Raw genomic sequence first — 26,008 nt, 5'->3', positions numbered from 1 at the left:
TTGGTCGGTCCCCGTGCCTCCTCCCCGCCCCGCCGGACCGCCGGACGATGGAGGCCGACGATCGGGGGAACCACCATGGCGTTGACCGTGACCTTCGCCGGCAGGACGCCGGTGAGCACCGGGAGTACGTCCTACTACCACGTCTGGACCTACACCGTGCAGGCGTCGTCGCCGGGTGAGTTCGGGGGCGGCCAGCGGATCGCGCTCGCCCTGCCCGCCGCCGTCGACGTCCAGGACCCGCGCCGGTACCCGGACATCAGCGCGCTCGGCGGGGCGTTCCTGGAGAAGGACGCCGCGGGCAGCCGCCAGTACGCGGGGAAGGTCACCGGGCTGCCCGGGACCACCCAGACGATCGCCTTCGTCGCACCCGCCGCGCAGGCGAACCGGGAGCTGTTCCTCGTCGGGGCGAGCGGGGCCGGCAAGCCGTGGACCGTGCTGCCGTTCGCCGCGAGCGCGGGCGGCCCGGTCGCGAACTCGCAGGCGCTGCCCGCGCCGGCCGTCGGCGGCCGGGTCACCACGGGACGGCCGCTGGCCGAGTTCACCGGCGCGCTGCCGTACGCGAGCGAGTCCTTCGGCCTGATCCAGCCGTTGCTGGGCTGGCGGTCGCAGCGCACGGTGGCCCGGTTCGCCGACGCACTGCGGCGCGCCGACGACACCGTGCTCGCCACCCTGTCCCAGGTCGTCACGCCGCGGGCGACCTACGTGCCGGGCGTCATCCACCTCGCGGCCGCCGAGGCGGCCTCGAGCAGCGACTCGCTGGACCTGAAGACCGGCGACGCCCCGGCCACCGGCTCGTACCACCCGATGATCGCCTCGGTGCTGGCGGACCTGATCCAGGCGCGCGTCAAGGACAAGGACCCGCGCGCCCCGGCGACCTGGCTGCCGCTGCTGTCCCGCGAGAGCCTGGACACGATCCTGGCCGCCGAGGTCTCCCCGGTCCTGTTCAGCCGCGCCGCCACCGTCGAGCCCACCGACCAGGCCAAGCGCCGGGCACTGGTCGAAGCCATGGCGGCCAAGGAGTCCATGGTCGCCGGGCTGCTCAGCTACCTCGCCACGCAGAACCTCGTCCCGACGCTGGCGGACCTGTTCTCCCCGCCCCGGCAGGGCGAGGTCGACACCCCGCAGTACCGCGGGCTGCAGCGGATGCTCGACCCGCTGGAGAACGCGAGCCGTGCGGAGGCGCTCAACCGGGTCAGCCTCTCCCCGGTCGGGATCGTGCACCTGTTCCGCCAGTACTTCTTCGAGTTCGACACGTTCCTCGGCCCGCCGGTGCAGCACGTCTGGCTCAGCCCGGGCAGTTCGCTGGAGCTGATCGAGTCGCAGACCCGGCGCACGCTGGTCGAGCGCGTGGTGGAGGAGGGCCAGGAGCTCACGCAGAGCCGGACCGGCGAGAGCAAGCTCGAGGACGAGGTGTCGACCGCGGTCAAGGACGAGAACGAGCGCAACACCAAGCTCGGCTTCTCGGTGTCGGCCAACCAGCGGTGGGTCTGGGGCGACGCCAACGAGACCGCGACGATGGACATGAGCGACACGCAGAAGCAGGCGCGGGAACAGACGCACAAGCAGATGCGCCAGCAGAGCGAACGGCTGAGCACCGAGATCAAGCGCAGCTTCAAGACCACGTTCCGCACGGTCACCGAGACCACCGACACCTCGAGCCGGCGCTACGTCCTGGCGAACACCACCGACAAGCTGATCAACTACGAGCTGCGCCGCAAGATGCGCCGCGTCGGGGTGCAGGTGCAGGACCTCGGCACCCAGCTGTGCTGGCAGTCCTTCGTGGACGACCCGGGCGCGGCGCTCGGCCTGGCCAAGCTGGTCCACCTCGCCGCGCCCCCGGACGCGGCCGCGGTCGCGCCGGCCAACGAGCTGCCGATGCCCGAGGACTACACCGAGGACGTCGCCGTCCAGTTCGGCTACCCGTTCAACGGCTACATCCGGCCGGTCGGCGGGTCCGGGACGGGCTGGTGGATCGCCGACGTCGAACTCACCCCGAGGGACGGGTACGAGCCGGCGAAGGTCGGCGAAGTGCGCTGGACGGCGAGCACCGCCGCGGTGAAGCTCAAGCTGGGCCGGAAGCCCGAAGACGCGCCCGAGGGCACGCCGCTCCCGAAGCAGCCGGCGCTGTCGGTGTTCCTCTACAACGCGCACGGCGAGCGGAACGAGCTCTTCGCGTTCACCGTGCCCGTGACCTACCGGGCCACGGACGACAAGCGCAAGCAGATCAGCGACCAGAACAAGCTGCTCGCCGCGAAGCGGGACCTCGAACTGGACCGGAAGCAGCGCGAGGCGTACCTGACGGCGGCGCAGCAGCGCGTGGCCGCGGCCAGCAAGATCCAGGTCCGCGACTACGACGTGCTCCGCGAGGAAGAACGCGTGGTGGTCTACCGGCGGCTGCTCGAACAGCTGATGCAGATCGACGGGAGGCGGCCGACCCAGGCGAAGCTGCTGCACAAGCTCGCCGAGCTGATCAACTCGATGTTCGACGTCGAGGCCATGCTGTACTTCGTGGCGCCCGAGTGGTGGCGGCCCCGCCTGCACGAGTCGCACCCGACCTTCGCCCCGGAGCTCGACCGGCTGGGCGACCCGAGGCTCGAGACGCCCGGCGGCGGCCCGGTTCTGGACCCGTCGCTCGCGACGGCCGTCGACCACATCGTCCGTGACAGCCCCACCGGCCTCGACGACCACACCGTCGGCTGGGCCAACGAAGGGGACATGAGCCGGCGCGACAACTACTTCATCACCGCCGACTCCGCGCCGGCCCGGCTGGGCAGCTCGCTGGGCTGGCTGCTGCAGCTCGACGGCGACCACCAGCGCAACGCGTTCCTGAACGCGCCGTGGGTGAAGGCGGTCGTGCCGATCCGGCCGGGCAAGGAACTCGCCGCGCTGAACTGGCTGTCCGACCCCAGCATCGAGGGTGCCACCGGCCTGGACGACCGCTACCAGCCCGCCGCCGACGGCGAGAGCACCCGGATCCTCACCGCGCTGCGGGCCCACCCCTGGTCCGACTCGGCGCTGGTGACCCGCTACCGCGACCTGGCGCCCGACGGGCTGACCATCCGCGACGTCCTCCGCTACGTGGCCGTCACCGTGCTGGCCAAGCACGAAGCGGGCGCCGAGGTGGTCACCGAGCAGCTCGAACCCGGGGTCACGCTGAACTACCTGCGCCCGGACATGGTGTACGAGAAGGGCTTCGACCCGCTGGACAAGGGGTTCAAGGCCGCGAGCGAGAAGGGCTACGAGGTGTTCGACCAGTGGGTGGAGGTCCTGCCCACCGACCAGGTCGCGGTCGTCGAGGTCGAGTACGACCCCAAGACCGGGCAGCAGGTCTAGGCGTGCTCACCCTGAGGGACGTCACGGCCACGACGTGGACGACGCTGAGCAACCCGCCCGCCGGGCTGGCGGTGCCGGTCGAACCCAGCGCCTACTGCCTGCGCGACGCGGCCAAGTGCAAGAAGGAGACCGCGGACCGGGTGAACGCCAGGCCGTTCTTCGCCCGGAACCGGGACTGGCACCCCCTCCCGCTGCCGAAGATCGCGAAGCCGATCCCCTGGCCGTTCCTGAAGTCCCCGATCTTCAAGAGGTCGGCGTTCGCGAAGTGGGACGTGCTCAACCTGGACTTCGTCGAGGAACCGCCCGCCGGCTACACCGTGAAGGTGTACAGCGTGACCTACGACGGCGACGAGCTGCCCCCGCAGTTCGTCGCGGTCGCCTACCCGATGGACCTGGACGTCGGGAAACCACCGCCGTTCCTGGTGCACTACAAGCACATCCCGGGCCAGAGCCGGAACGAGACCCGGTTCGTCCACTTCCGGCCCTTCGGGTTCGACTGGCTGTACTACGACATCTGGAACTGGTGGGTGTACAACGCCGGCCCGCGGCCCGGCGGCGGGTTTGACGTCGACATGCCGTTCCTGTCCGACCAGCAGGTCTCCTTCGGGTTTCCCTACCAGCTGCGGCACGCCGACAAGCAGTACGTGCTCGTGCTGCCCCAGATCAGCCGGGTCTTCGACCAGGCCACCCAGCAGCTCCGCGACTACCAGCTGTACTCGGCGGCGACGCTGCGGAAGATCCTCCTCGCGATCCAGGGCGACATCCTGCCGATCCACGACGACTCCCTTTCCCACGTCGCGATCTCCGCCAACAGCAGCGGGTGCAACGTCCTCGCGAAGTTCCTGACCGACAACGTGACCGCGATGAACCGGGACCCGAAGGTCAAGACCTTCATGAGCGACGAGTTCAACGAGCTCTTCGTCTTCGACCCGCCCGGGGGCTTCGCCGACCCGATGATCGCCGCCATGAGCGGGTGGCTGAAGCTGACGAGCGGGCGCGGCACGTTCAAGGGCAAGAGCGTGCGCTTCTACACGCATTCCTTCCCGTCGGCCGCGACCTCGCTGACCGGCGGCAAGGCGAACCCGTTCACCCGGGGGAAGAACGGGCTGGCGGAGTCCCCCGACAAGCGGGTCTCGGTGGCGTACCTGCCCTTCGACCAGCGCAACGGCGACGACGTGTGGCAGCAGACGTACGACGAAATCCTGCCGGACGGCCGCCTGCGTGTGAACAATTTCGACTTCGTCCACCACGCGATCCCCGCGCTCTGCCTGACCGACGCGGCCGCGCGCAGCCGCTACGTGTGAGTCCGGGCGGTGATCGGCGTCGTCTACGGTAAAGGGCTGAACGGTGGGCACGGCGACGACAAGGTGATGGGTGAGGGAACGCGAGTTGCGGCGCCGCTGCCGGCGGTTGCTGAACGAACTGGGCATCCGGCCGCCGCTGGACGTCGTCGAGCTGTGCCGGAGCGTCGGTGACCAGCGCGGGCGGCCGATCCGGCTGATCGCGCACCGGATCCCGGTGCCGGGTCCGTTCGGCGCGTGGATCGCCACCGAGCGGGCCGACTACATCGTCTACCAGCGGGACACGAGCAAGGCCCACCAGAGCCACATCATCCTGCACGAGCTGGGCCACATGCTGGCCGGGCACCACGCCACCGCGGAGGACGACAGCCTGGTCGCCGGCCTGACCCCGCCCGGGCCGCACCCGGATCTGACGCCCGAGCCGGTCCGGCGGGCACTGCTGCGGACCTCCTACGACACCGACCACGAACGGGAAGCCGAGACGGTGGCGACGATCATCCTGGAATGGGCGTCCGTGCTGGACTTGGTCGCGCCGGAGGCGTCGGACGAGCGCACCGCGCAGCGGATCGAGAACGCGCTGGGCGAACGGCTGGGGTGGCTGTGAACAGCAAGATCGCGCTGCTCGTCGTCCAAGGGGTCATCCTCTACCCCGCCCTGCTGTGGAAGCTCTACCAGCTCAGCCGGGCACCGGAGGACGTGGCGCGCTGGATGGTCACCGCCTGCCTGGCGTGCTTCGCGGCGTCCTACCCGTTCGGCCTCCTGGCCGGGGACGTGAACCAGCCGGACCCCGGTGCGATCGTGCCGCTGCTGTTCCAGCACGTCTTCCTCTGCGGGCTCGTCTACTCCCTGGTGTGCTTCTTCCTGTTCTCGGCGCTACCCGCCGACCGGGCCCGGCGGCGGGCGTGGTGGGAAGCGGTGCCGCTGGGCACCACGATCCTGGTGCTGGCCGCCGTCGCGGTGCTCGTGCCCGCCGGCCCGCCGTCGGCGTACCCCCGCGCGGGCGTCTCGGTCTTCTACCTCGCGGCCGACCTGTACCTGACGTACGGCATCGCGAGCGCGTGCTTCCTCGCGCGGCGCTACGCCCGGGGCGCCGCGCCCCGGCTGGCCCGCGGCCTGCTGGTGGCCTCCGTCGGCTTCGCCTTCGGCGCGGTCGGCGGGGCGACACTGGTCGCGGTCGTGCTGGTGCACTGGGCGGGGGCGGCGATCCCGGCGCTGCTGGTGCAGGCCACGGTGTTCCTCGTGTTCCCGAGCGCGATCCTGCTCGTGATCGGCCTGTCCTACCCCGGCGTCGCCACCCGGCTGGCCGCGACCCGCGTGTGGTGGCGGCACCTGCGCACCTACCACCGGCTCGGTCCACTGTGGACCCGGCTGCACGAGGCCTTCCCGGAGGACGCGCTGAGCCGGACCCCGCTGAGCCCGTGGCGGGACGCCCTGAGCATGCTCGGCGTGCACCGCCGCTACTACCGGCGGGTCATCGAATGCCGGGACGGGCTGGTCCGGATCAGCCCCTACCTGGCCCACCTGCCGTCCGACGGGCCGCTGGCCACGCGGCTCGCCGAAGCCCTGGACGCCCACGCCCGCCGCGAACCGGTTCCGGACGAGGGCATGCCGGTAGCGGTGCCGGAAGGCGGCGGGCTGGACGACGACGTCCGGGAGCTGGTCGCGCTTTCCGAATCGCTGCGGACGGTCACGGCTTGACGTGCAGCCGCAGCGGCGCGTCCGGCCGCAGCGCGCCGGCGTCGTCCAGCTCGGCCAGCAGGGCGGGCAGCCCGGTGGTGAGCATCTTCCGCCTGACCGAGCCGAGCAGCTTCGCCATGACGAACCCGCCGGCCCCGGTGAAGCCGGTGTGGCGGTAGGTGAACCGGGTCCCCTCGGGCCGCGGCTCCAGTTCGTAGCGGACGTAGCTGGGCTCCTCGCCTTCGGCGCCCACCCAGGTGTAGCGCAGCAGCTCCCGCTCGCGGACCTCCAGCACCGTGCAGTCGACGATCCCGCGCCACCCGGGCATCGGCCGGGCGACGAACTGGAACTGGTTGCCCGCCACGGGTTCGAAGCCGACGGCACGAGCACCCTTGCCGGTCGAGGTCCAGTACGGGATCAAGGCGGGATCGGTCACCGCCCGCCACACCTTGTGCGGCGAATGACGGTAGTCGCGGACGATTTCGATCTCGGTCACGGCAGCCTCCCAAGGCCTTACTGACTTCAGTCGCTGTAAAATTACAGTAGCAGAATTTTTATAGCGGCTGGCGTAGTCTGCCGACATGACCACCACGGGGACCGGGCACCGGGAAGGACTGCGCGAACGCAAGAAGCGCGCGATGCGCGGTCAGCTGTCCGACACCGCGGCGCGGATGTTCCTGGAGCACGGCTTCGACGCGGTCCGCGTCGCCGACGTCGCCGAGGCCTGCGGCGTGTCCGAGAAGACGGCCTTCAACTACTTCCCCCGCAAGGAAGCCCTGATCCTCGACCGCCTGGAGACCACGGCCGACGCGCTGCGCACGCACTTGGCGGACCCGGCCCTGCCGCCGGTCGCCGCGATGCTGAAGATCCTGGACGCGGAGCTGCACGCCGTCGGCACGAGCCTGACGGCGACGGACGACCCGGAGCAGGCTCTGAGCGACTACCGTCGCTTCGGCGACCTCATCCGCACCACCCCGGCGCTGCGCGCGTACCAGAGCGACATCGCCGAACGCTGCACCGAAGCCGCCGCCGAGGTACTCGCCACCCGAAGCGGCTTCGACCCGGCCGAGCCCGAACCCCAGGCCGCCGCGGCCGCGCTCCTGGGACTGTGGCGCGTCCAGTTCCGCGCCCTGCGCACGCACCTGCGTCCCGGGCACCCGATCGAGGAAGCGCTGACCGCGGTGACCGACGAGGTGAACCGCGCGGCCGCCCTGATCCGCGACGGCCTCACCACGTTCCCGGCGGCGGGTGACGAGCTTCGCGATCAGCGAGCTGCGCCGGGTGTGCACCCGTAGGATCACCGGCGTGCCGCTCAGCGACCGCGGCCGGCCCGCCGCGGTGTCGCGTCCGCCGAGTTCGCGCGGCCACAACCCGACCGGGCCGGAAAGCGAGGCAGGAGTCCGGTGAAAGGCGCACGCGAGCCCGTCGTGGTCATCCTGACCGCGCTGGACGTGGAATACGAAGCTGTCCGAACGCACCTGGGCAGCCTGCGCGAGGTGATGCACGAGAAGGGGACTCTCTTCGAGGTGGGCTCGCCGCCCGAGGGAACAGGATCCATCGCCCTCGCCATCACCGGTCAGGGGAACCCGGCCGCCGGGATCCTCGCCGAACGCGCCATCGGCATGTTCGCACCCGAGGCGCTCCTGTTCGTCGGCGTCGCCGGAGGACTCCACGATGACCTCGAACCCGGAGATGTCGTCGTCGCGACCAAGGTCTACGGCTACCACGGCGGGCAGGAGGACGCGAGCGGCTTCCACGCACGGCCGCAGGCGTGGGAACTTCCGCACCGCATCGACAACCTGGCCCGCCACGTCAAACGGCAGCGCGAGTGGACTTCTCTCCTGCCTGCCGAGCCCGGCCGGCAGCCGGCGGTGCACCTCCGGCCGGTCGCCGCCGGCGAGGTCGTCCTGAACTCACGGACCACGCCCCTCGCCGAACAATTGCGTGACAACTACAACGATGCGGCGGCCATCGAGATGGAAAGCGCCGGCGTGTCCAAGGCAGCTCACCTCAACGACAGCCACCCCGTCGCCACCATCCGAGGCGTCAGCGACAAAGCCGACGGGCACAAGCACACCGCGGACAAAGCCGGGTGGCAACCCATCGCCGCCGCGCACGCCGCCGCCTTCGCCCTCACCCTGGCCGCGAAGATCATCGATCACGCTCGGCACGAGGAAGCCCGTCACCACGGCACCCCCGAAGCCGGAGGCTTGCCCGCCGCGGCGAGTCATGGTGCGCATCCCGGCGACCGCGGCATCACCGCCCACGGGGACGTTTCGGGGATCACCTCGACCGGGGACGGCACGATCAACATCCAACGGCGATGACCTCGTCGGACCAGGCCGGACACGGCGCGAGATCTCAGGCGCCACCGTCAGACCGCCGCGTCGAGGTGCGGCATGACGCCAGCGGCATCGTCTCGACCGGCGACAACGCGATCAACATCCAGGCCGACGAAGTCACCTTGCTGACCGGCAGTCCTGTACGGACCCGCTATCGCCGGCAGGTGAGCCGGCTCGCGCCGGCGCAGCTCGACGACCGCGAGACCGAACTCGCCGAGCTGGCCGAGTTCTGCCTTTCGCCCGAGACGGCAGGACACTACCAGTGGTGGCAAGGCGGGGCTTGGTCGGGGAAGACCGCCTTGGCGTCGTGGTTCGTCCTCCATCCGCCGGCCGGCCTGCGGATCGTCTCGTTCTTCATCACCGGGCGTCTCGCCGCGCAGAACGATCGCGCCGCGTTCATCGACAACGTGCTGGAACAACTGCTGGCGCTGCTGGGGCACCCGTGGCCATCGAGCCTGACGGATTCGAGCAAGGAAGGACACCTGCTCGAATACCTCGCCGAGGCGGCCGAGGCTTCCAACAACCACGGCGAGCGATTCGTCCTCCTGGTGGACGGACTGGACGAGGACCGGAGCGTTCACACCGGGCCGCAATCCCACAGCATCGCGAGTCTCCTCCCCACGCGTCCGCCGGCAGGCATGCGCATCATCGTCACCGGCCGGCCGAACCCGCCCATCCCCGATGACGTCCCGCCGGACCATCCCCTGCACGGTGGCACCGCCATCCGGACGCTGACGCCCTCACCGCGAGCACAGATCATCCGGCGAGACGCCCACCGCGAGCTCAAAGGACTGCTGCGCGGAACGCGGGTCGAGCGGGATCTCCTGGGGTTGGTCGCCGCCGCCAACGGCGGCTTGTCGGCCACCGATCTCGCCGAGCTGACCGGCCTGTCGGCCTGGGACGTCGACGACCACCTCCGCTCGGTCATCGGCCGCAGCTTCACCACGCGAAGCAGCCATTCCCTGCGAGGCGGACCACAGGTGTTCCTGCTGGGACACGAGACGTTGCAGGTCGCCGCCGGGGAAATGCTGGGCGCCGCCCACATCGCGGGGTACCGCGATCGCATACACGCATGGGCGCAGGAGTACCAGGCCCGGCGATGGCCGATCGGTACACCGGAGTACCTCCTGCTCGGATATTTCCGAACCCTCGGCGGCGACGACGTGGAAACGATGGTGAACTATGCCACCGACCCGGCGCGTCAGTACCGTTTGTTCAGCGTAACCGGCAGCGAATACGCCGCCATCTCCGAGATCGCGGCTACACAAGACCTGCTTGCCGCTCAAGATGAGCCCGATCTGATCGCGATGACCCGCCTGGCCATCCACGAAGAAGACCTTTCCCTCCGGAGCAGCAGCGTACCTCGCCATCTTCCGGCAGTCTGGGCGGCTCTGGGCCAGATCACCCGAGCCGAGACCATCGCCCACTCCTACCGTAATTTCGAGAGGCGTATCGAGGCGTTGGTGTCTCTGAGCGGTTTCATGATCGGCCAAGGTGAGCACGAGCGGGCCGCAGCGCTGCTCGGCCACGCAGAATCGCTCATCGCACACCTGCAACATTCCGCTGCACGAGATTCTCTGTTGTGCGACATAAGCAAGTCGACCGCGTCGAACGGTGATTTCTTACGAGCCGAGGAAATCGCTGAGTTCATCATAAAACCTGAATACCGGGCAAACGCCCTGGTATCGATCGCCCAAGTCGCTGCCGCAGCCGACGCTTGCACGCGAGCGAACGAGCTCGTCGAGCGAGTCGAAGCGATCGTCCGCTCAGTCGAATACGGCTCCTCGGGACTCACACTGGCGTCGGCGTCCCGTGCAGCCGCCGCAGCAGCTGGAGCCGTTAGAGATCGAGCACGGTCGAGAGAGCTTCTCGATCTGGCCGAGAGCGTCGCGAGGGACGCCGGACCGTGGAACCACAACATCGCGTTGACGATGGTCGCCGAAGCCGCAGCCAGCGCAGCGGCGACAGCCGACCGCGCGCTGGCAAGCGACCTGCTCGACCGAGCCGCGACGATCGCGCACTCGATCTCCCACGACCGCCTCAGCGAGGAAACTTTGCTGTCGGTCGCGCGGGCCGCGGTCGCGGCAGGCCGCATTCCGGTGAGCGAACTACTGGACAGAGCCGAGACGCTCGCCCACTCCTTCACCAACCCCGCTGGCGTGACAGGTCAGCTCACCGAGCTGGTGGAAGCCGGAGCAGCCGCAGCCGCTGCCGACCGCGGCCAAGCAGCTGAACTGCTCGGCCGAGTCGAAACGATCACCCAGTCCATCACAGGTCACCACGGACACCGGGTGCGGGCACTGGCGTCCATCGCCCGGGCCGCAGCCGCCACCGGCGACCACGAGAAGGCGACCGATCTTCTCGAGCAGGCCGAAACCGCCGCCCGCTCGATCACCGAGCCGGCAGTCCTGGCTTACGAATACGTGACGATCGCCGAAGCCGCTACCGCCGTCGGCCACCAGCAGCAAGCGAGCAAGCTTCTCGAACAAGCCGAGGCAGTCGCACGCATCCCGAGCCCTCATCGGCGAGCCGCCGCGTTCACATCCGTGGTCAAGGGTTTTTGCGCAGCCGGTCATTTCAAGGACGCCGAGAAGATCGCGGACTTCATCACCGAGCCCGACCGGGGACCAGCGCTTGCTTCAGTCGTCGAATCCGCCGTATCGGCCGGCCACCTCGAACACGCCGAATCGATCGCGCGGTCCATCACCAGTCACTCCGAACGAATGCGGGCGTTTAACCTTGTCGCCGTGGCCTCGGCCGAAGCCGGGCGACGCGAGTGGGCCGAAACGATCGCCCGCTCCATCGCGGAACCCGCCGAACGGGCTCGCACGTTGATAGACCTCGCAGTGGTGGCGAACGATCTCGAAACGGCCAAGAGTTTGGTCCGCACAGTCACCGGCCCGGACACCCAGGCGCGACTTCTCAGAAAGGTCGCCAGAACACTGGCCGCAGGCAGCGACATCGAGCAGGCGTCGACGATCGCGCAGTCGATTGACGAACCTTCCGTTCGAGCAGAGGCGTTGGCGGAGCTGGCTGAAGCCGCTGCCGCGGCCGGCCGCCTTGACAGCGCCAAAACCCTGGCGTACCTCAGCATCGAAGCCGGCACTGGAACCCCTTCGTCGTCCACGACTTACCACTTGCTGCACGCGTTGACTGCGGCCGGCGACCTCGAAGGCGCCGAAGCGCTCGCCTGCACCGACGCCGGAGCCGACTCGCGTGGATCGACCGTCGCGAGATTGGCCCAGGCACTGGCCAGGGCGGGGTACTTCGAACGCGCCGAAACGACAGCTCGTTCCATCACACAGCCCGAGGACCGCAACCACGCGCTCCACTGGGTTGCCGACGCGGCTGCCGCGCACCTCGAGTTCTCGGTGACCGAGAGGGTTGCCCGTTCCATCACCGATACGTTCAGTCGGACACTCAGCCTCGTAACCTTGTCGAGAGCCCTGAGCGCAGCCGAACACTTCGCCCAGGCCGAAAGGGTTGCTCGATCCCTCGACGACCCTGAAGAACAAGCACTGGCACTCGGCAATATCGCCGAATGCGCGGCGACAGCCGGCGACTTCGACCGCGCGGACGCGATCATGCGGTCGATTTCGAGCAGTTCCGTCTGGATGCGAACACGAATGGTACTGGCCGAACACGACCATCGATCAGACAGAGTTCATGCCCTGGCGGACGCGCTACGGACCACGAAGTGGACCGATTGGCTGCCATCGCTGCTGCTGCTCTGCCCCGACGCCGGACCAGCGATCCTCGCGGAGATCGCCGGACTCGAGCAACCGAAGACCATCGTGGATGGGCGAGCGTTCGAGAATCGATGACATCACTCGGTCACCACACCCAGAAGCGGCGATGCTCAGCGGGCGAGCCAGGGAGCGAGCAGCTTCTCCAGGTCGGCGTCCGACAGCGCCCGCGGGCCACCGTGGAACTCGTGCCACCGCGCCGCGTCACACGCCGCCGTGTACTCCACCTCGAAGGCGCGCATCAGGACGTACATGAACGTCACCGAGCTGAACCGGTCGCCCAGCAGGGTCCGCGCGCCGCGGGCGACGTCCGTGGCGCCGGTGAAGTCCGCGAGCCGAAGCTCCTCCGCAGCCGGGTCGAGCAGGCTGGGGGCATACATCACGACAAACTCTCCATCACTGAAAGGGAAACTCAGCCCTCGGCAGCAAGCTGCCCACAGGCGGCGGCGATCTCCTGGCCGCGGGTGTCCCGCACGGTGCACGCTACTCCGCCGGCGTTCACCAGCCGCACGAACTCCCGCTCCACCGGCTTCGGCGAAGCGTCCCACTTCGACCCCGGGGTCGGGTTCAGCGGGATGACGTTGACGTGCACCAGCTGACCCAGGTGCTTCCGCAGCCGCTTGGCGAGCAGCTCCGCCCGCCACGGCTGGTCGTTGATGTCCCGGATCAACGCGTACTCGATGGACACGCGCCGCCCGGACGTGTCCGCGTAGTACCGGGCGGCGGAAAGAACTTCGTCCACCGACCAGCGCTCGTTCACCGGCACCAGCGTGTCCCGCAGCTCGTCGTCCGGCGTGTGCAGCGAAACGGCAAGCCGCACCTGCATCTTCTCGTCGGCCAGCTTCCGGATCGCCGGCGCCAGGCCCACCGTCGACACCGTCACCGAACGCTGCCCGATGCCGAGACCGCCGGGCGCGGGATCGGTGATCCGCCGGACCGCGGCCACCACGCGCTTGTAGTTGGCCAGCGGCTCGCCCATGCCCATGAAGACGATGTTCGACAGCCGCCCCGGGCCACCGGGCATCGCGCCGTCGCGCATGACCGCCGCCGCGGAGCGGACCTGGTCCACGATCTCCGCCGTCGACAGGTTGCGGTCGAGGCCGCCCTGGCCCGTCGCGCAGAACGGGCACGCCATGCCGCAGCCCGCCTGGCTCGAGATGCACAGGGTCGCGCGGTCGGGGTAGCGCATCAGGACGCTCTCCAGGAGCGTGCCGTCGTGAGCCCGCCACAGCGTCTTGCGCGTGGCGCCGTTGTCGGCCGCCAGGGCGCGGACCTCGGTCAGCAGCGTCGGCATCAGCGACTCGACCAGCTTGGAGCGGGACGCCGCCGGGATGTCCGTCATCTCCGCCGGGTCGACCGTCAGGCGGGAGAAGTAGTGGTTCGACAGCTGCTTCGCCCGGAACGGCTTCTCCCCCAGCTCGGCGACGGCGGCCGCGCGCTCGGCCACCGAGAGGTCGGCGAGGTGGCGCGGCGGGAGGCCGCGCTTGGGGGCGTCGAAGACGAGGGGGAGGGCAGTCATAACCGGTCAAGTGTCCCACGCCCCCGAAATCGCCGCCGGGCCCGCCCCGGCCGGGTGTCCGCCGGGTCACACCCGGCACGGCCGATCTCGGTAGCCTCGCCGCATGATCCCTGGGGAAAGCGGCTACGCCGGCATCGCCGAGGCGATGGCCGAAGCCCTGCGCGCGGGCGCGGGAGCCGGCTGGACGAAGGCCACGCTCCAGCTGCGGCACACCGGCGGGTCGGTCTCGTGCACGGCGTGGAGTGACGCGCAGGACGGCTTCCGCGTCGACTACGGCTCGATCGCGGATCGGCTGTTCGAGCTGCCGCCCGCCGTGCTGGAAGTGCGGCTCGACCCCGCGGGGGCGTACGGCTTCACCGCCCGGCCGGACCTCACGGCCGTCTCGCCCGGGCAGCTCGTCTTCGACCCGGACTTCCGCTACCCCGGGCACCCGTTGCCGGGGCGGCCGCGCCCCGCGGCCGCCGAACCGACCGGTGCGGCGACGGATCCCCGGGTGCGCGCCGAGATCTTCCGGCTCACCGGCGAGTACGCGGCGGCTTACACCCGCATCAAGGGCACGGCTCCCCGGTGGCCCGCGGGGAAGACCGAGGCGGAGCTGGCCGGCGCCGAGGCGCGCATGGGCGTCCGGCTGCCCGAGGACCTGCGGGCGCTGTACCTGGTGGCGGACGGCGACCCGTGGGAAACCGGGCTGCTCGGGCCCTACTCCCACGACCCGCTGGACCGCGTCGTCGGCAACTACCTCGAGGGCGATACCGGTTCCTACGGCTGGGAAGACGCGCTGGACGACGACGGCGTCGTGTTCGAGACCGTGCCCTTCGGCCGCGTGAAACGCTTGTCGCGCAACGACTGGTGGATCACCTTCGGCGGCGACCGGGCGATGAACTACGTCGCGGTGGACGTCGACCCCGCCGCTCAGGGGCACGTCGGACAGGTCCTCGAGTACGGCCGCGACATCTACGGCCCGCTGCGCCACGTGGCGACGTCGATCACCGCCATGCTGACCGAGGTCGTGACCGCCCTGCGGGCCGGGCGCTACGAGGACCCGGGCGAGCAGTACCTCTTCGCGGAGACGGAGCTCCGCGAAGCCGCCGAGCGTTCGTACGACGAGGTGATCTCGAAGGCGGCCGAGCTGGACCTGCCGTCGGTGGTGGCCGGGCTGCCCGGCCGGGAGCTGGTGCAGGAGGTCCACCTGAACGACGCCGCCGACGTCGACCTGGCCGTGTTCGACCCGCTGACGTCGCTGCGGCGGCTGAGCGTCAACCGCGCCGCCGCCGTCACCGCGTCGATCGGCGGGCTCGGAGCGCTGGAGTCGGTGCGGATCGGGGCCGGCCGCGCCGACCTCGCCGGGCTCGCCGCGCACCCGGCGCTGTGGGACCTGCACCTCGAAGGCGTCCGGGAGCCGCTCGACCTGGCGGTGCTGCGCACGCTGCCCCGGCTGACGCGGCTGCACCTCGCCGGATCGGCGGTGCCGGACCTCGGCCAGGTCGCCGACCTCCCCGGCCTGCGCGTGCTGCAGCTCGACGCCGGGCAGGTCCGCGGTCTGCTCGACCTCGGGAAGCCGCTGCCCCGCCTCGCGGCGCTGTTCGTCGCCGGGCGGACGACGCTGCCGGAGATGGCCGGGCTGCGGGCCGCGTTCGGCGATGACCGGACCGGTCCGGTGACCGAGTTCTCGGCCGTGCTGCCCAGCCGGCTCTGAGGACGGGCTTCACGGCGCCCCCGGCGCCGCGACGAGCCGCGTCATGTGCGGTGACGGGCGCACGCCCAGCTCGCGGTGCAGCAACGCCCGGTAGTGCTGGTAGTGCCGCAGCGCCGAGCCGCCGTTGCCCTGGGCCAGGTGGGCCGCGATCACCGTGCGGTGAGCGCTTTCCCGGACCGGGTCGATGCCGATCGCGGTGAACGCCGCCTCCAGCGCGGCCAGGTGCGCGCCGGCCGTGATCAGGCGCTGGGCGATCGCCTCCAGCGCGTGCAGGCGGACCTGCTCCCAGCGCTGCCGCTCCGGGGCCAGCCACTCCTCGGTCCAGTCGGGCAGCAGGTCGCGGGACAGCGCGTCGACGAGCCCCTCCGGCGCCGGGCGGGCCGAAGCGCGGACGACGTGGTGGGCCGCGTCGAGGGCGCCGCGGAAGTCGACCGGGAGGGCCGGGGCCAGCCGCAGGTGGTCGACCGGGGTCTCGACGACCGGCGCGGCCGTGGAGCGACGGACGTGCCAGAGCGCCTGGCGCAGGTTGGCCGCCGCGCGCTGGCGGCGGCTCTCCGGCCACAGCCGTTCCGCCGCCGCGTTGCGGTTCACCGCGGCGCCGTCGCGCACCGCCAGGAACGCCAGCAGGCGCTGCGCCGCGCGTGGCAGTGCGACCCGCCCGCCGCCGTCCACCAGCTCGAACCGGCCCAGCAGCACCAGTTCCGGGCCGGGTCTGTCGCCCTCGTCCATCGCGGTCCCCTCGTCTTCGCCGACGCCGTTCACCGGTCTCCGAGCATGGCACCGGCGGTGTCTCCGGGGCGTCTCCCCGCTCTCTCACGCCGCGTCCGGACCGCCGCGCCCGCCCCGGCGCCCCTCAGTCGTGCGCGGGCTTGACTGGTCACCCGGACGGGACCGCGCCGCGACGGCGCGTCGCCGGACGCCCCGGGGAACGGGCGCCGCGGGTCGCCAATGGCCCAACGGCACTGGTCCGCCCCGGTTTAGCCCATCGTGTGACGCCCGACGGCGCGCGGCACGCGGGACCGACGGCCGCGCGACGGCGGCCCCGGACAGTTCGTCCCGGGGCTGCACCGGCCCCGCCCGGCACGAACCGAGGAGCGGAAACCATGACGGACGGACAACGCAAGAGCGTCGACATCCAGATCGACACGGCGGACCTGGAGGAGCTGAAGCACGACGGCTACAAGCTGTGCTTCGCGAAGAAGGTGAACGACACCTACAACGTCGTGTGGCAGTCGGCCGACGGCTACCTGGCCGACAACACCTTCTCCTGGCAGCCGCTGTACGAGCTGTTCGGCAGCAACGAGTTCAAGGGTGACGTGGGGGTGCGCGTCTCGACGAACAAGGTCCCGATCGGCCTCGGCGACGAGGCGGTGCTCGACAGCGCCGGTGTGCTCGGCGCCGCCTCGTCGGGCGGCCCGGCGACCGGCATCACGCTGGTCAACGACTACGGCTCGATCCACCCCGGCCTGTGCGCCTTCTCGACCGGTATCGACGGCACCCCGTCGACCACCCCGATCTACGTCGCCGAGAACGCCATCGTGCCCGGCTCGGACGTGCTGACCCCGGTGGAGTGCGTGCAGGTCTGGTTCGAGCAGGACATCGCCACCAGCACGATGTTCAGCTCCGCGCGCTCCAACGCGGTCGAGATCGACCTGACCGACGACGACTCGGCGGCCCGGCTCTACAGCGGCGGCGCGTGGTCGACGCCGCCGTCGCTCTCCGTCGACGCGAAAGCCATCGTGACCATCGTCGCGGCGTTCGCCACGGCGATCACCGTCCAGACCCTCGTGTCCAAGATCGCCGCGAAGCTGACCGGGGTGTACTCGGGCATCGAGGTCGGCGTGACGGCGCTGAGCGGCACCACCGTCAGCATCGTGTACTCGGAGAAGCCGGGTGTTTCCGTGGTCCAGCGGGAGCTGACGCGGCAGCTGCTGGCGAACGCGGCCACCGTCGACCACCTCGCCCAGTTCGCGCTCGAGGCGTTCGCGCAGCTGCAGGCCGGTTACGTCACGCTGAACGCGACGGTGGCCGCCTGATCCGGGGCGCCCGGGCGGCCTTTACGGTGAAACCGGACGGGCCGCCCGGGCGTCCGAGGTCCGACGAAAGAGGTGAGCCCGTGTCCTTCCGGCACAGCGTCCTGGTCCTCGTGGCGCTCTTGAGCGCCGCGGCCTGCAGCACATCGACCGCGGGGCAGGCCCAGCCCGTCCCGACGGTGACGACGGCCACGGGGCCGCAAGCGGTCGTCGGGACCATGCGCGTGACGTTGCCGGTGGGCGCGACCTACACCGAGCACAGCCAGGACGGCCTGCTCGACGGCTGCGTCGCCGAAGGCACCACGGTCTGCGAAGCGCGGCTGCTGGACCTGCGCGAAGCGACGTCGGACCCGAACGCGCCGATCAACCTCCCGAGCGCGAAGCGGCCCTTCGGCTGGTACACCGGCACGGACGTGCCGACGTGCATCACGGCCGCTTCGCCGCCCGGAGAGGCCGCCGAAGCGACCGGCAGCAACCTCCTCGAGTCCGGCTTCAAGCCGATCGGGCCGAAGAAGGCCGAGTACGGCCGGTGGGCGGTCACCTGCACGGACGAGACGCAGAACAACCAGGTCCGGATGTGGTGGCTGCCGACGAGCAAGATCCTCGTCGTCCAGTACGGGGCCTTCCCCGGCTGGGACGAGAAGATGGACACCCTCCTCGCCGGCGCCACCTTCGCCTAAGCGGTCACGTCCAGCGCGGCCCGGATGATCGCGTCGGTGTCGATGCCGTGGTACCGGTACACGTCCGCCAGCGAGCCGGACTGACCGAAGCCCGTGACGCCCAGCGCGACCGACGGGACCCGGTTGACCCCGGCGAGGAACGCCAGCGTGTGCGGGTGCCCGTCGAGGACCGTGACCAGCGGCTTCGCGCGCGAAGCCGGGAAGACCTGGTCGAGGATCCACGACTCGCCGCCGCCCCGGCCGGAGCGGGCCTGGAGCGCCTCGAACAGCAGCCCGGGGCTGGTCACGCAGACGACGTCGGCCTCGACGCCGACCTGGGCCAGCCGCTCGGCCGCCGCCAGGGTGTCCGGCACCAGCGCGCCCATCGCCGCCAGCGTCACCGCCGGGGAGTCCGCGCGCCGCAGCAGGTACGCGCCCGCCACGACCTGGCGGCGACGGCGTTCGCGCGCCGCCGGGTCCGCGGGCACCGCGGCGAGCGTCTGGTCGACCGGGCGCGTCGAGAGCCGGAAGTACGACGACGTGCCGCCCGGCTTGCCGAGCCGGCCGAGCGCGGCCAGCAGCGTCCACTCGGTGTCGATCGCGAACGCCGGTTCGTAGCTGACGCAGCCGGGCTGCTCGATGCCGATCGACGGCGTGGTGATCGACTGGTGCGCGCCGCCCTCCGGGGCGAGCGTCACGCCGGACGGCGTGCCGATCAGGATCGACTGCCCGCCCGCGTAGATGCCGAACGACCACGGCTCCAGCGCGCGCTCGACGAACGGGTCGTACATGACGCCGATCGGCAGCAGCGGCTCGCCCCAGCGGCTCCAGGTGGCGCCGAGCTCGCCCAGCAGGCCGACCAGGTTCGTCTCGGCGATGCCCAGCTCGACGTGCTGGCCGGTGGGCTTCTCCCGCCAGTGCATGATCGTTTCGGGGTCGTCGTCGAACCAGTCGCGGCGCTCGGTGGCCGACCAGACGCCGACCTTGTTGACCCAGCCGCCGAGGTTGGTCGTCGAGCTGACGTCGGGGCTGACCGTCACCACGCGCTTCGCCGCTTCGGGTGCTTCGCGGGTCAGGTCGAGCAGGACGCGGCCCAGCGCCGCCTGCGTCGTCGCGGTCCCGGACGGCGTCCGCCCGATGTCGGACGGCAGGTCCAGCGAAGGCAGCGAAGGAACGTCCTGCCGGCGAAGGCGCGAAGCGACTTCAGCGCACAACGCGGCTTCAGGCGAGTCAGCGGCGAACCCCTCCCACGGCGAAGCGAGGTCGGTCCCCAGCGACGAAGCCAGCTCTTCCATCTGCTCCACGGTGAGCAGCGACGAATGGTTCTGCGGGTGCCCCTGCGTGGGGAGTCCGCGGCCCTTGACGGTGTAGCAGAAGATCACCGTCGGCCGGCTGTCCGAAATGGACGCGAAGGCGTCGTCGAGCGAGCCGAGGTCGTGGCCGCCGAGGTTCCGGATCGCGGCCAGCAGCGTCTCGTCGTCGAGCGACGCCACCAGCGAAGCCAGCGCGGCGTTCCCCGCCGGCAGCCGGTCGCGCACCTGGGCGGCGTCACAGCGCAGCAGCCGCTGGTACTCCGGGTTCGGCATCTCGTCGATCCGCGCGCGCAGCTCCGCACCGCCGGGCCGGGTGAACAGCTCTTCCAGCAGCCGCCCGTACTTCAGCGTCAGCACCTGCCAGCCGGCGGCGTCGAACATGCCCTGCAGCCGCCCGGCCGCGATGTTCGGGACGACCCGGTCGAGCGACTGCCGGTTGAGGTCGACGATCCAGACGATCTCGCCCAGCTCGGCGACCCCGGGGTCGAGGATGGCCTCCCAGATCGCGCCTTCGTCCAGTTCGGCGTCGCCGACCAGCGAGTACTGGCGGCCGGTGCCGGCCGACGAGCCGCGGGCGGTCAGGTAGCGGCGGGCCAGCGCACCCCAGATCGGGGCGGTCGCGCCGATGCCGACCGAGCCGGTCGAGTAGTCGACCGGGTCGGGGTCCTTGGCACGGCTCGGGTAGCTCTGCAGGCCGCCGAACTCGCGCAGCGTCGGCAGGTAGGCCTCGTCCAGCTCGCCGAGCAGGTAGTTGATCGCGTGGAGCACCGGCGACGCGTGCGGCTTCACCGAGACGCGGTCCTCGGGCCGCAGGTGCCGGAACCACAGCGAAGTCATGATCGACACCAGCGACGCGCACGACGCCTGGTGCCCGCCGACCTTCAGCCCGGACGGGTTCGGCCGGACCCGGTTGGCCTGGTGCACGATCGCCGTGGCGAGCCACAGCACCCGCTGCTCGATCGAGGCGAGCGTGCCCGTCGCCTGAGCCGCCGGGGTGGCCTGAGTCATCGTCGACACCTTTCGTGCAGGAAGCACCCCCAGAACAGCACTGGTGGACGCTTCGCACAACCGATGCCGATCCGGCTGAGCAGAATGCACCCCGGAACCGGACGGCTCAGGCCTCCGGGTGCGCAGAATGCACGCGCTCCAGCAGGGGCGTCAGGCGGTAGGGGACGAGCTCGCGCATGACGAGCGAGATGTTCGTCCGCTCGACGCCGGGCGAGGCGAGGACGCGCCCGGCGATCCGGTAGAGGTCGTCCGCGTCGACGGCGACGACCTGCACCATCAGGTCGCTCGCCCCGGTCAGCCCGCACACCTCGGTGACCTCGGGGATTTCGGCGAGCGCCTCGGCGATCTCGGCGAGCCGCCGCTGGTCGACCTGCGCGTTGACGAACGCCCGCAGCGGGTAGCCCAGCCGCGCGGGGTCGATGCGGCGCTCGAACGACCGGAGCGCGCCGCGCTGCTCCAGCCGCGCGAGCCGGGCCTGCACCGTGTTGCGGGACAGGCCCAGCCGCTCGGCCAGCGCGACCGCGGTGGACCGGGGGTCCTCCCCCAGCGCCTGGAGCAGCCGCGCGTCGATCTCGTCGATGGTTTCCGGCACGCGCCGATCTTCCCACCCGGACGCGGACGTGAGCGGGGTCACCGCGAGCAGGTTGTCATCCGACCGTTTCCGATATATCGTGAAGCAGTCGCAACAGTTCGAGAAAGGAACACAGACATGCGTAGGCAACGACACCCCTTCGCCCACGAGCGCGGGCGCACCCCTTTCGGGCCCTTCGGTGGTTTCGGCGAGTTCCCCCCGGGTTTCGGCCCCGGTGGACGCGGTCGCGGCCACGGACCGGGCCGGCGGGGTCACGGCGGACGGCGCAGCCGCCGCGGTGACGTCCGCGCCGCGATACTGGCGCTGCTCGCCGAGCAGCCCCGGCACGGCTACGAGATCATCCGCGAGATCGGCGAACGCTCCGGCGGCTTCTGGCGGCCGAGCCCCGGCTCGGTCTACCCGACGCTGCAGCTGCTGGCCGACGAAGGCCTGGTCGTCAGCAAGGACGAGCACGGCAAGAAGCTCTTCGAGCTGACCGACGCCGGCCGCACCGCCGCGGAAGAGCAGGACAGCACCCCGCCGTGGGAGCAGATCGCGCAGGACGTCGACCCGACCGAGGTCGGGCTCGCCAAGGCGGGCAAGAACCTGGCCGCCGCCGTCGTGCAGATCATGCGCGCGGGCACCGAGAGCCAGCAGGCCCGCGCGGCCGAGGTGCTCAACGACGCCCGGCGCTCGCTCTACGGCATCTTGGGCGAAGACGAGGACGAGTCCTCGGCTCCCGAAGAAGCAGCCGAGTGACCTGGCAGGACGAGGCCGGTGGGCTTGCTCCGCGTGTGCACGCGGTAGCCCACCGGCAACGTCAGGTCTTCGCCGCGATTCCCGTTACGCTGCAAGGACTCCGCGATCGCCTGTTCGGCGACGGGCTTGCTGAACTCGATCTTCAGCACCGCTTCGAGGTCGGCGGCGGTGCCGAACCGCCATTCCGTGGCGACCCGGCGTAGGCCGAACCCGGCGCGGGCGAAGAACCGCTCGACCGCGACCGGGTCGTAGTGCGGCAGATCGGCGCGCATCCAGCCGCCGTAGGGCTCACTGGTCACGTCGAGGTCGACGATCAGGATCCGCCCGCCCGGCCGCAGGACCCGGTCGGCTTCGGCCAGCCCGGGTTCGCACCCCGGCCCGAAGAAGTACGCCGTGCGCGCGTGCACGACGTCGACGCTCGCGCTGCGGACCGGCAGCCGCTGGGCGCGGCCCATCCGGACGTCCACGTTCGACAGTCCCTTCACGCGCTTCAGCGCGCTTCGCACCAACGGCTCGTGCGGCTCGACGCCGAGCACCGACCGCGCGTCGCGGGCGAAGACCGGCAAGTGGAAGCCGTCACCGCAGCCGACGTCCAGCACGTCCCGGCCGGTCCAGTCGCACTCCTCGCGCAGCACGCGCCAGATCTCGCCGCCGCTGTCCTGCGCGCGGTTCTCCCGCTCGTATGCGGCCTGGTAGTACCAGATGTTGGGGCTCGGCACGACCTCCGCGCGCCGGGACGACCACCGCACCCCGCTGCTCCTTCCGGGTCCTCGTCGCCGTCCCGTGCTCTCCCGGTGGCGAATTCTTGGCGGAAACCTCACGGATCACGCCTAGAATCCGGTGGGTATCGGGAGGAGCACCCATGGCATTCGGCCCGTCCAGTACCCCGTCCCCGGTCCCGGCCGGAATTCCGTGCTGGATCGAGCTGGCCTGCCGCGAGCAGGCCGTGGCGGAAAGATTCTACGGCGCCCTCTTCGGCTGGGAGTACACCACTCAACGGGATCCGGCGACGTCCGACGGCCGGTACGCCATCGCGACGATGAACAACCTCCCCGTCGGCGGCCTCTACCGCGCCGCGCAGGGCGCGCCGCTGGGCTGGATGCCGCACCTTTCCGTGCCGCACACCGCGAGCGCGGCGGAGTGGGTCGAGCACCTCGGCGGGCGGCTGACGCTCGGGCCGATGCCGATCCCGCAGCGCGGCACGATCCTGCACGCCTTCGACGCGTGCGGCGCGCCGGTGGTGTTCTGGGAGGTGCCGCCGGACTGGGAGTTCGTCACCGGGATCCCCAACACCTTCAGCGGCGCGGACCTCAACACCCACGACGGCGTCGCGGCGGACCACTTCTACACCAAGCTCTTCACCTACGGCAGCCACCAGATCGGCGACGGCGAGTCCCTCGACTACGTCGAATGGCTCATCGAGCACGAGCCGGTGCTGTACCGGTACGTGATGGGGTCGGAGTACAGCCTCGACACCCCGCCGCACTGGCTCGTCTACTTCGACATCGACCCGGCCCGCGGCGCCGACGCGGTGGCGGGCGAGGCACTCATGCACGGCGGCACCGTCGTGATCCAGCCGTACGACACGCCGTTCGGCCGGATGTCGATCCTCGCCGACCCCGAGGGCGCCGTCTTCGCCGTGATCGACCACTCGCGCGTCTCCGAAGACTGGGGCCGCGCCGAGGTCGACGACCCCTACGACGACTGACAACCGGCGAACGCCAGCCCCGCGACCAGCGCGTACCCGGCCGCCACCAGCCACATCCCGGCGGCCGGGGCCAGCGCGCCGACGAGCGCGACCCCGATCGCTCCCCCGGTCTGGCGCGACGCGTTGAGCACGCCCGCGGCCAGCCCGGCCCGGCCCGGCAAGGCGTTCATCGCCAGCGACGTCATCGCGGGCATGGCGAGGGAACAGCAGCCGAAGACGACCGAGACCGCGGCGAACGCCACCAGCGCGCGGTCCGCGGGCAGCAGCGCGAAACCGGCCGAGCCGGCGAGCCCGGCCACCGCGCCCGCGACCATCGGCCCGCGCGGGCCGGACCGCCCGGTGAGGCGTCCGCTGAAGAAGGCATTAAGCCCGACCACCGCGGTCAGCGGCACCAGCGCGAGCCCGGCGGCGAGCGCCCCGAGCGACCACGCGCGCTGCAGGTACAGCGCCAGGCTGAAGAGGGTGCCGTAGAGGCAGAAGTTGAACAGGCCGCCGATCCCCGTGGCCACCGCGAAGTTCCGGATCTTCAGGATGCCCAGCGGCAGCACGGGCGCCACGACCCGCTTCTCCACGGCCGCGAACACCGCACCGGCCGCCACTCCCCCGGCGAGCAGCGCGAGGGTCGCGGGCGCGGTCCAGCCCGCGTGCCCGGCTTCGATGAACCCGGCGACGAAGGCGGCCAGCGACACCGTGCCGGCGACCTGCCCGGCGAAGTCGAGGTGCGTCTCCCGCCGCGGCGGTTCCGTGACCGCCCGCCGCGTCAGGACGATCGCGAGGATCCCGACCGGGACGTTGACGGCGAAGACCAGGCGCCAGTCGGCGAGGCCGACGGCGAGCCCACCGAGCACCGGCCCGGCGGCGAGCCCGGCCCCGCTCATGCCGCCCCAGACGCCGAGCGCGTGGGCCCGCTCCCGCGCGTCCGGGAACTGGTGGACGATCAAGGCGAGCGACGACGGCAGCAACGCGGCGGCCCCGGCACCCTGCACGGCCCGCGCGGCGATCAGCCAGCCGGCGTCACCGGCGAGCGCGCAGCCGACGCTCGCGACGACGAAGACGCCGACGCCCGCTTCGAAGACGCGTCGCGAACCCCACCGGTCCCCGGCGGCGCCCCAGGTGAGCAGGAACGCGGCGAGGGTGACGGTGTAGGCGTCGACGACCCACTGCAGCGCGGCCGTCGACGGCTCCCCGAACTCGGCGCCGATCGCGGGCAGCGCCAGGTTCACGATGGTCGCGTCGAGCGTGATCATCAGGAAGCCCAGGCAGACGGCGGAGAGCGCGAGCCGGGCGCGGGTTTCGGTGACCATGTCCCGAGTCAAACCCGCGGAAGCTTCGGCCGTCCACGAACCATTGCCTCCGGCGTGCGAGCCGGAAGCTCCCACCGCAGGTCAGCCGAGCGGGACGAACGCCGAGAGCAGCAGCCAGGACACCACGGCCGAGGGCAGCAGCGAGTCGAGGCGGTCCATGATGCCGCCGTGGCCGGGCAGCAGGGTGCCCATGTCCTTGACGCCGAGGTCGCGCTTGATCAGCGACTCGACGAGGTCGCCCAGGGTCGCGGTGAGCACGATGGCGACACCGAAGATCACGCCCTGCCAGACGTGGCCGTCGAGCAGCAGGCTCAGCGTCAGCGCCCCGGCGACGACGCCGCCGACCAGCGAACCCCCGAAGCCTTCCCAGGTCTTCTTCGGGCTGATGGTGGGCGCCATCGGGTGCTTGCCCCCGAGCACGCCGGCGATGTAGCCACCGGTGTCCGAGGCGACGACCCCGATCAGGAAGGTGAGAACGCGCCCGACGCCGTCCGACGGCGGCACGAGCATGGCCGCGAACGCCCCGAAGAGTGGCAGGTAGGCGGCGGCGAACACGGACGCGCTGATGTCGCGCAGGTAGCCCTTCGCGCCGCCGGGCAGCCGCCACAGCAGGCAGGCGAGCACGGTGAGGACGAACGCGGTGAGCGCGCCTTCGCGGCCGAACGGCCAGGCGAGCCAGATCATCGCCTGCCCGCCGACAAGCACCGGGATCATCGCGACCTTGGTGTCGGCGACCCGGCGCAGCACCCCGGCGAATTCGAAGGTGCCGGCCGCGATCGCGATCGCGATGATCCCGATGAACAGGAAGCGCACGGTGAGCAGGGAAACGATGATCGCGGCCCCGAGCAGCAACCCGACCCCGATGGCCGCGGGCAGGTTCCGACCGGCCTTGGAAGCCTTCTTGGCCTCCGGCGCGGCGTCGGTCCCGGGGGCCGGCGTCTCCGCCGCCGCGGTACCGGCGGCCGACAGCCGGGCCGCTTCACCGGTTCCCGCAGCCGCGGCGCTGCCGGCTTCCGAGGTCGCCGAAGCCGACCGGGCC

At 71.1% G+C, this 26,008-nt stretch carries 21 protein-coding genes; 12 read left to right on the top strand and 9 right to left on the bottom strand.

Annotation, left to right across the window (positions count from 1 at the left end):
- Window positions 1–75: 75 nt before the first annotated feature.
- The 4 genes from AB5J73_RS22685 to AB5J73_RS22670 all read left to right on the top strand — a co-directional run bounded on the left by AB5J73_RS22685 (window position 76) and on the right by AB5J73_RS22670 (window position 6,332).
- The gene (locus AB5J73_RS22685) at window positions 76–3,333 is read left to right on the top strand and encodes a hypothetical protein (RefSeq protein WP_370971991.1); all 3,258 of its coding nucleotides are present in this window, start codon (window positions 76–78) and stop codon (window positions 3,331–3,333) included.
- 2 nt (window positions 3,334–3,335) lie between these two features.
- On the top strand, window positions 3,336–4,637 hold the full coding sequence (locus tag AB5J73_RS22680) for a hypothetical protein (RefSeq protein WP_370971989.1): 1,302 nt from the start codon (window positions 3,336–3,338) through the stop codon (window positions 4,635–4,637).
- 70 nt (window positions 4,638–4,707) lie between these two features.
- Entirely contained in the window at window positions 4,708–5,238 is a 531-nt protein-coding gene (locus AB5J73_RS22675) for a hypothetical protein (protein ID WP_370971987.1), read from the top strand.
- A complete protein-coding gene (locus AB5J73_RS22670) occupies window positions 5,235–6,332 on the top strand; it encodes an MAB_1171c family putative transporter (protein WP_370971985.1) in 1,098 nt (365 codons plus the stop codon). The genes AB5J73_RS22675 and AB5J73_RS22670 overlap by 4 nt, the downstream gene beginning before the upstream one ends.
- Here AB5J73_RS22670 and AB5J73_RS22665 read toward each other — a convergent pair.
- The gene (locus tag AB5J73_RS22665; protein ID WP_370971983.1) at window positions 6,322–6,807 is read right to left on the bottom strand and encodes an SRPBCC domain-containing protein; all 486 of its coding nucleotides are present in this window, start codon (window positions 6,805–6,807) and stop codon (window positions 6,322–6,324) included. The two genes, AB5J73_RS22670 and AB5J73_RS22665, sit on opposite strands and share 11 nt — an antisense overlap.
- A gap of 85 nt (window positions 6,808–6,892) precedes the next feature.
- Between AB5J73_RS22665 and AB5J73_RS22660 the strand changes: the two genes are divergently transcribed.
- From AB5J73_RS22660 to AB5J73_RS22650, 3 genes are all read left to right on the top strand, one after another.
- Window positions 6,893–7,606: a TetR family transcriptional regulator gene (locus AB5J73_RS22660; RefSeq protein WP_370971981.1), complete on the top strand. Its 714-nt coding sequence runs from the start codon at window positions 6,893–6,895 to the stop codon at window positions 7,604–7,606.
- Between the two features lie 108 nt (window positions 7,607–7,714).
- Window positions 7,715–8,638 carry a purine phosphorylase gene (locus tag AB5J73_RS22655; protein WP_370971979.1) on the top strand — a complete coding sequence of 308 codons (924 nt, stop codon included), beginning with the start codon at window positions 7,715–7,717 and terminating at the stop codon, window positions 8,636–8,638.
- Window positions 8,635–12,477, top strand: a complete 3,843-nt coding sequence (locus AB5J73_RS22650) for a hypothetical protein (protein WP_370971977.1) — start codon at window positions 8,635–8,637, stop codon at window positions 12,475–12,477. The genes AB5J73_RS22655 and AB5J73_RS22650 overlap by 4 nt, the downstream gene beginning before the upstream one ends.
- A gap of 35 nt (window positions 12,478–12,512) precedes the next feature.
- Here AB5J73_RS22650 and AB5J73_RS22645 read toward each other — a convergent pair whose 3' ends face one another.
- On the bottom strand, window positions 12,513–12,779 hold the full coding sequence (locus AB5J73_RS22645; protein ID WP_191983968.1) for a hypothetical protein: 267 nt from the start codon (window positions 12,777–12,779) through the stop codon (window positions 12,513–12,515).
- A gap of 32 nt (window positions 12,780–12,811) precedes the next feature.
- Window positions 12,812–13,918 (bottom strand): 23S rRNA (adenine(2503)-C(2))-methyltransferase RlmN, encoded by a 1,107-nt coding sequence (gene rlmN / locus AB5J73_RS22640; protein WP_370971975.1) that lies wholly within the window; start codon window positions 13,916–13,918, stop codon window positions 12,812–12,814.
- 103 nt (window positions 13,919–14,021) lie between these two features.
- Here rlmN and AB5J73_RS22635 point away from each other — a divergent pair, with 103 nt between their 5' ends.
- Window positions 14,022–15,614, top strand: a complete 1,593-nt coding sequence (locus AB5J73_RS22635; protein ID WP_370971973.1) for an SMI1/KNR4 family protein — start codon at window positions 14,022–14,024, stop codon at window positions 15,612–15,614.
- A 9-nt stretch (window positions 15,615–15,623) separates the two neighbouring features.
- Here the strand turns inward: AB5J73_RS22635 and AB5J73_RS22630 are convergent, their stop codons facing one another.
- Complete coding sequence (locus tag AB5J73_RS22630) at window positions 15,624–16,343, bottom strand: BTAD domain-containing putative transcriptional regulator (protein WP_370971971.1); 720 nt, start codon at window positions 16,341–16,343, stop codon at window positions 15,624–15,626.
- A 374-nt stretch (window positions 16,344–16,717) separates the two neighbouring features.
- On the opposite strand from AB5J73_RS22630, the gene AB5J73_RS22625 reads away from it, so the two are divergent.
- Window positions 16,718–17,650, top strand: a complete 933-nt coding sequence (locus AB5J73_RS22625; protein WP_370971969.1) for a hypothetical protein — start codon at window positions 16,718–16,720, stop codon at window positions 17,648–17,650.
- A gap of 80 nt (window positions 17,651–17,730) precedes the next feature.
- On the top strand, window positions 17,731–18,327 hold the full coding sequence (locus AB5J73_RS22620; protein ID WP_370971967.1) for a hypothetical protein: 597 nt from the start codon (window positions 17,731–17,733) through the stop codon (window positions 18,325–18,327).
- On the opposite strand, the gene AB5J73_RS22615 is transcribed toward AB5J73_RS22620, so the two are convergent.
- Both AB5J73_RS22615 and AB5J73_RS22610 read right to left on the bottom strand, forming a co-directional pair.
- Window positions 18,324–20,627 carry a pyruvate dehydrogenase gene (locus AB5J73_RS22615; RefSeq protein ID WP_370971965.1) on the bottom strand — a complete coding sequence of 768 codons (2,304 nt, stop codon included), beginning with the start codon at window positions 20,625–20,627 and terminating at the stop codon, window positions 18,324–18,326. The two genes, AB5J73_RS22620 and AB5J73_RS22615, sit on opposite strands and share 4 nt — an antisense overlap.
- 106 nt (window positions 20,628–20,733) lie before the next feature.
- Window positions 20,734–21,219, bottom strand: coding sequence for an Lrp/AsnC family transcriptional regulator (locus tag AB5J73_RS22610; RefSeq protein ID WP_370971963.1), 486 nt, complete (start codon window positions 21,217–21,219; stop codon window positions 20,734–20,736).
- A gap of 117 nt (window positions 21,220–21,336) precedes the next feature.
- Here AB5J73_RS22610 and AB5J73_RS22605 point away from each other — a divergent pair, with 117 nt between their 5' ends.
- Window positions 21,337–21,957, top strand: a complete 621-nt coding sequence (locus tag AB5J73_RS22605) for a PadR family transcriptional regulator (protein WP_370971961.1) — start codon at window positions 21,337–21,339, stop codon at window positions 21,955–21,957.
- On the opposite strand, the gene AB5J73_RS22600 is transcribed toward AB5J73_RS22605, so the two are convergent.
- The gene (locus tag AB5J73_RS22600) at window positions 21,897–22,706 is read right to left on the bottom strand and encodes a class I SAM-dependent methyltransferase (protein WP_370971960.1); all 810 of its coding nucleotides are present in this window, start codon (window positions 22,704–22,706) and stop codon (window positions 21,897–21,899) included. The genes AB5J73_RS22605 and AB5J73_RS22600 overlap by 61 nt on opposite strands.
- Window positions 22,707–22,819: 113 nt before the next feature.
- On the opposite strand from AB5J73_RS22600, the gene AB5J73_RS22595 reads away from it, so the two are divergent.
- Window positions 22,820–23,665, top strand: coding sequence for a VOC family protein (locus AB5J73_RS22595; protein WP_370971958.1), 846 nt, complete (start codon window positions 22,820–22,822; stop codon window positions 23,663–23,665).
- Here the strand turns inward: AB5J73_RS22595 and AB5J73_RS22590 are convergent.
- Together AB5J73_RS22590 and AB5J73_RS22585 are read right to left on the bottom strand one after the other, a co-directional pair.
- On the bottom strand, window positions 23,653–24,969 hold the full coding sequence (locus AB5J73_RS22590; RefSeq protein WP_370971956.1) for an MFS transporter: 1,317 nt from the start codon (window positions 24,967–24,969) through the stop codon (window positions 23,653–23,655). The genes AB5J73_RS22595 and AB5J73_RS22590 overlap by 13 nt on opposite strands.
- An 81-nt stretch (window positions 24,970–25,050) precedes the next feature.
- Complete coding sequence (locus tag AB5J73_RS22585; protein WP_370973288.1) at window positions 25,051–25,938, bottom strand: phosphatidate cytidylyltransferase; 888 nt, start codon at window positions 25,936–25,938, stop codon at window positions 25,051–25,053.
- Window positions 25,939–26,008: the final 70 nt, after the last annotated feature.

Source organism: Amycolatopsis sp. cg9 (genome assembly GCF_041346945.1).
Lineage (GTDB): Bacteria > Actinomycetota > Actinomycetes > Mycobacteriales > Pseudonocardiaceae > Amycolatopsis.
This window is presented reverse-complemented; position numbering and strand designations above follow the sequence as displayed.